The sequence below is a fragment of the Actinomycetes bacterium genome (assembly GCA_036510875.1).
Classification (GTDB): domain Bacteria; phylum Actinomycetota; class Actinomycetes; order Prado026; family Prado026; genus DATCDE01.
This window is the reverse complement of record DATCDE010000145.1, coordinates 1-4,451: the sequence shown is the minus strand read 5'-3', so window position 1 is coordinate 4,451 and position 4,451 is coordinate 1. Positions and strand designations below refer to the sequence as shown.

The 4,451-nt window shown below is 73.7% G+C and carries 5 protein-coding genes; 2 read left to right on the top strand and 3 right to left on the bottom strand.

The window, feature by feature from the left end:
- The first annotated feature begins 157 nt into the window (after positions 1–157).
- Complete coding sequence (locus VIM19_08680; protein HEY5184957.1) at positions 158–904, top strand: phosphoenolpyruvate carboxylase; 747 nt, start codon at positions 158–160, stop codon at positions 902–904.
- Positions 838–1,293, top strand: coding sequence for a PQQ-dependent sugar dehydrogenase (locus tag VIM19_08675; protein HEY5184956.1), 456 nt, complete (start codon positions 838–840; stop codon positions 1,291–1,293). The genes VIM19_08680 and VIM19_08675 overlap by 67 nt, the downstream gene beginning before the upstream one ends.
- Here the strand turns inward: VIM19_08675 and gatB are convergent.
- The 3 genes from gatB to VIM19_08660 all read right to left on the bottom strand — a co-directional run.
- Positions 1,285–2,790, bottom strand: coding sequence for an Asp-tRNA(Asn)/Glu-tRNA(Gln) amidotransferase subunit GatB (gene gatB, locus VIM19_08670; GenBank protein ID HEY5184955.1), 1,506 nt, complete (start codon positions 2,788–2,790; stop codon positions 1,285–1,287). The two genes, VIM19_08675 and gatB, sit on opposite strands and share 9 nt — an antisense overlap.
- 8 nt (positions 2,791–2,798) lie before the next feature.
- On the bottom strand, positions 2,799–4,292 hold the full coding sequence (gene gatA / locus VIM19_08665) for an Asp-tRNA(Asn)/Glu-tRNA(Gln) amidotransferase subunit GatA (protein HEY5184954.1): 1,494 nt from the start codon (positions 4,290–4,292) through the stop codon (positions 2,799–2,801).
- A gap of 5 nt (positions 4,293–4,297) precedes the next feature.
- The coding region (locus VIM19_08660; protein ID HEY5184953.1) for an Asp-tRNA(Asn)/Glu-tRNA(Gln) amidotransferase subunit GatC at positions 4,298–4,451 on the bottom strand (154 nt) is incomplete at its 5' end.

Below are 4,451 nucleotides of genomic sequence, written 5' to 3'. Positions count from 1 at the left end.
CGGGCCACGGGCCGCTGCCGGACCACACCTCGGCCCGCAGCCCGGCCGGCAGGCCGCCCATCCGCTGGACGGCGTCCGGCAACGGCAACCACACGAGAGCCATCCGCCGACCCTATGGCGCTGCTCGCCCGGCCGGGGACCTCCCTAGGGTTGGGCCATGCCGATCACCGAGCCGGTGCACCGCGGCCGGGCGCTGGCCCGCACCCGGCAGGTCTACGGCGGCTGGCTGCAGCGCGCCGCCGAGCACATCCGGGCGCTGGGGCTGCCGCCCGAGCACGTGGCGGCCAAGGTGTCCCGGCTCGCCGTCCGGCCGGTGTTCACGGTGCACCCCACCGAGGCCGCCCGGCACACCACGCTGTCCAAGATGCGCCGGATCGCGCAGCTGCTGGGCGACGATCCGGGGCCGCGCCCCGACCAGCGGCTGGCCGAGCTGCTGGACCTGCTGTGGCAGACCGACGACCTGCGGGTGGCCCAGCCGGACCCGGTGGACGAGGCCCGCAACGCCGTCTACTACCTCGACGAGCTGTACCGCGACGCCGTCCCCGAGGTGCTCGAGGAGCTGTCCCGCACTCCCCCCCGGCAGCAGCGCCGCGGTGTACGCGTACCTGACCACGGACCGGGACAACCGGGTGGTGCGCCTCCCGCTGACCGGCCGCGGCCTGGGCAACCCGGAGCCGGTGCTCACCGACATCCCGAAGGGTCGCATCCGGACCTGGCCAAGGACACCGGCTCCTGGCCGGCAAGATCCTGCGGATCCGGCCGGACGGCACGGTGCCGTCCGACAACCCGTTCCCCGGCTCGGCGGTGTGGAGCTAGGGGCACCGCAACGTCCAGGGGCTGGCCTTCGACTCGGCCGGGCGGCTGTGGGCCAGCGAGTTCGGCGCGTCCACGTTCGACGAGCTGAACCTGGTCGAGCGCGGCCGCAACCACGGCTGGCCGGTCGTGGAGGGGGTCGGCGGTGACGAACGGTTCGTCGACCCGCAGGTCACCTGGCCCACGGCCGACGCCTCACCCAGCGGGCTGGTGATCGTCGGCGACGTCGCGTACCTGGCCGCGCTGCGCGGGCAGCGGCTGTGGCAGGTGCCGCCGGTCGACGGCCGGGCCCGCGCCGCGAGGGCCTGGCTGGATGGCCGGTTCGGTCGGCTGCGCACGCTCGCGGCGGCCCCGGACGGCTCACTGTGGCTGGCGACGTCCAACCGGGACGGGCGCGGCACCCCCCGGGCCGGGGGACGACCGCATCGTTCGCGTCGAGCTGTCAGGGTGAGGACGACGGATCCGTCGTTCTCACCCTGACAGCTCGACGCCGAGCCGCTCGAGGAGCAGGGTGCGGACCTTCGCGGCGTCGGCCTGGCCGCGGGTGGCCTTCATCACCGCGCCGACGAGGACGCCGGCCGCCTGCACCTTGCCGCCACGGATCTTCTCGACGACGTCCGGGTCGGCCGCGACCGCCGCGTCGATGGCCTCGAGCAGCGCACTGTCGTCGCTGACGACCTGCAGGCCGCGGGCAGCGATCACCTCGTCCGGCGAGCCCTCCCCGGCCAGGACGCCGGCCACGACCTGGCGGGCCAGCTTGTCGGTGAGGCTGCCGTCGTCCACCAGCGCGATGATCCGCGCGACGTCGGCCGGGAAGATCGGCAGCTCGGCCACCTCGACGCCGCGCTCGTTGGCCAGCCGGGACAGCTCGCCCAGCCACCAGTTGCGGGCCGCCGCCGGGCTGGCGCCGTCCGCCACGGTGGCCTCGACCACCCCGAGCGCCCCCGCGTTGACCAGGTTCTGCAGCTCGAAGTCACTCATCCCCCACTCCGCCTGCAGCCGCTGGCGGCGCACCGACGGAAGCTCCGGCAGGGTGCCCCGCAGCTCCTCCACCCACTCACGGGACGGGGCCACCGGGACCAGGTCCGGCTCGGGGAAGTAGCGGTAGTCCTCGGCCTGCTCCTTGCTGCGGCCGGGGGTGGTCAGCCCGGTGTCCTCGTGCCAGTGCCGGGTCTCCTGCACCACCCGGCCGCCGGCCGCGAGCAGCGCGGCCTGCCGCTGGACCTCGTAGCGCACCGCCCGCTCGACCGAGCGAAGCGAGTTGACGTTCTTGGTCTCCGACCGCGTGCCCAGCGGGGCGTCTGGCGACGGCCGAATCGACAGGTTCACGTCGCAGCGCAGCGAGCCCTGGTGCATGTGTGCGTCCGAGACCCCGAGCGCCTGCACGAGCGACCGCAGCTCGGCGACGTACGCCTTGGCCACCGCCGGGGCCAGGGCTCCGATGCCCTCGATCGGCTTGGTCACGATCTCGATGAGCGGGATGCCGGCCCGGTTGTAGTCGACCAACGAGTAGTCGGCGCCCTGGATCCGGCCGGTCTCGCCACCCTGGTGGGAGGTCTTGCCGGTGTCCTCCTCCATATGGGCGCGCTCGATCTGCACCCGGAAGGTGCGCACCCCCTCGTCGGTGGGCACGGCGACGTCCAGCCAGCCGCCCACGGCGATCGGCTCGTCGTACTGCGAGATCTGGTAGTCCTTCGGCATGTCCGGGTAGAAGTAGTTCTTCCGGGCGAACCGGCACCACTCGACGATCTCGCTGTTCAGCGCCAGTCCGATCCGGATGGCCGACTCGACCGCGACCCGGTTGACCACCGGCAGCGACCCGGGCAGGCCGAGGCAGGTGGGGCAGGTCTGGGTGTTCGGCGCGGCGCCGAACGCCGTGGGACAGCCGCAGAACATCTTGGTCGCGGTGCCGAGCTCGACGTGGACCTCGAGGCCCAGGACCGGGTCGAACCGGCTCATGGCCTCGTCGAAGGGCATCAGGTCGGTCACAGCTGCGGTGCCTCCTCCAGCAGCGGCCGGCCCCACCGGTCGAGCAGCGCCGTCTCGAGCGCACCACCCACCCGGTACAGCCGGTCGTCAGCGAGTACCGGGGCCATCACCTGCAGGCCGACCGGCAGGCCGTCCTCGGGGGCCAGGCCGACCGGAAGGGACATGCCAGGGACGCCGGCCAGGTTCGCCGGGATCGTGGCGATGTCGTTGAGGTACATGGCCAGCGGGTCGTCGAGCTTCTCCCCCAGCCGGAACGCGGTGGTCGGAGCGGTCGGCGAGACCAGCACGTCGACCTTCTCGAACGCCGCGGCGAAGTCGCGGGTGATGAGGGTCCGCACCTTCTGCGCCGAGCCGTAGTAGGCGTCGTAGTAGCCGGCCGACAGCGCGTAGGTGCCGAGCATGATCCGCCGGATCGCCTCGTCGCCGAAGCCGGCCGCCCTGGTCACCGACATGACCTCCTCGACCGACCGACTGCCGTCGTCCCCGGCCCGCAGGCCGTAGCGCATGCCGTCGAACTTGGCCAGGTTGCTCGAGGCTTCGCTCGGCAGGATCAGGTAGTACGCCGCCAGCGCGTACGGGAAGTGCGGGCAGGAGACCTCGACGACCTCGGCGCCCAGCTCGGTGAGCAGCTGGACGGCCTCGTCGAAGCGCTGCTGCACGCCGGGCTGGTAGCCCTCGCCGGTGAGCTCGCGCACCACGCCGATCCGCATCCCCCGGACGTCGCGGCTGCGGGCCGCCTCGACGACCGGCGGGACCGGGGCGTCGATGGACGTCGAGTCGTACGGGTCGTGCCCGGCGATCACCTCGTGCAGCAGGGCCGCGTCGAGCACCGTGCGGGCGCACGGCCCGGCCTGGTCCAGCGACGACGCCAGCGCGACCAGCCCGTAGCGGGAGACCCCGCCGTAGGTCGGCTTCACGCCGACCGTGCCGGTGACCGCGGCCGGCTGCCGGATCGAGCCGCCGGTGTCGGTGCCGATCGCCAGCGGCGCCTCGAAGGCGGCCACCGCCGCGGCCGAGCCACCACCGGAGCCGCCGGGGATCCGGTCGAGGTCCCACGGGTTGTGGGTCGGCCCGTACGCCGAGTGCTCGGTGGAGGAGCCCATCGCGAACTCGTCCATGTTGGTCTTGCCGAGGATCACCACTCCGGCCTGCTTCAGCCGCAGCGTCACGGTGGCGTCGTAGGCGGGCCGCCAGCCCTGCAGGATCCGCGAGCCGCAGGTGGTGGGCACACCCTCCATGGTCAGTACGTCCTTGAGCGCCAGCGGCACCCCCGCGAGCGGGCCGAGCGGCTCCCCCGTGGCCCGTCGGGCGTCGACCGCCCGGGCCGCCTGCAGCGCCCCCTGGGTGTCGACGTGCAGGAAGGCGTGCACCGCGGGGTCGACCGCGGTGATGCGGTCGAGGTGCGCCTGGGCGACCTCGACGGCGGACACCGCGCCCGAGGCGACCGCCGCGGCGGTGTCGGCAGCGGTTGCCGTGACCAGGTCCGTCACCGGGCTCACACCTCCTCGTCCAGGATTCGCGGCACCCGGAACCGGCCGTCCTCGACCGCCGGCGCGGCCGACAGGGCCTGCTCGGGGAGCAGGCTGGGCCGGACGACGTCGTCACGGAACACGTTGGTCAGCGGCAGGGGGTGCGACGTCGGCGGGACG